Source organism: Rhodoplanes sp. SY1 (assembly GCF_046000175.1).
Lineage (GTDB): Bacteria > Pseudomonadota > Alphaproteobacteria > Rhizobiales > Xanthobacteraceae > Rhodoplanes.
On the sequence record NZ_JBEOMB010000537.1, the window covers coordinates 1 to 579 of the forward strand.

Below are 579 nucleotides of genomic sequence, written 5' to 3' on the forward strand. Positions count from 1 at the left end.
GCGATAACCGTCGGGATCGATGTGCTTATTCATGACCCGCGCTGTGGTGGGCCGGCATGATCCACACGGGCGTCCACATCATCATCATCGGTGCAGGCACCATCATGACGCCGACGAACCCCGTGGGCGCCACGGCACCGGGCGCGACGACTTGCATCGCCGCGCTGCGTCGGCGTTCGCGGTAGGCCGACAGGTCGATGACGGTCGCGCTGCTCATGCTCACCCTGTGCTCCAGATCCATCACGTCTCGACCCGCATGGCACGTCGGTCGGGCAGCGTCGTCGTCACGGTGCCGGGGGCCGCGCCGCGTGCGGTAACGCTCGCCGTCCCGAACCTTGCCGGCAGCCGCCGGGGCCATCAAGACGACGGCGCAGAAAACGAAGTCATGGTGGTCCGGCGACGGAACCCGGAGGTATTTTTCTCCCGTCCGCGCCGCCAGGAGATCGGCGATCGCGTACTTTCGCGGTGCGCGGTCGCCGCGGCGCGACTCTCGTGCGCCGGCGCTCAGCGGTTGCTCCAGTCGAGCCGGCAGACCTCGGCCGAGCGGCCGGCGAAATTCCAATTGCGGCCGAAGGCGCG

1 protein-coding gene is annotated in these 579 nt (G+C 68.7%); it reads right to left on the minus strand.

Going from position 1 to position 579, the window contains the following annotated elements; translation table 11 throughout:
* Window positions 1-25: 25 nt before the first annotated feature.
* The coding region (locus tag ABTU92_RS30810; RefSeq protein ID WP_408095317.1) for a hypothetical protein at window positions 26-579 on the minus strand (554 nt) is incomplete at its 5' end.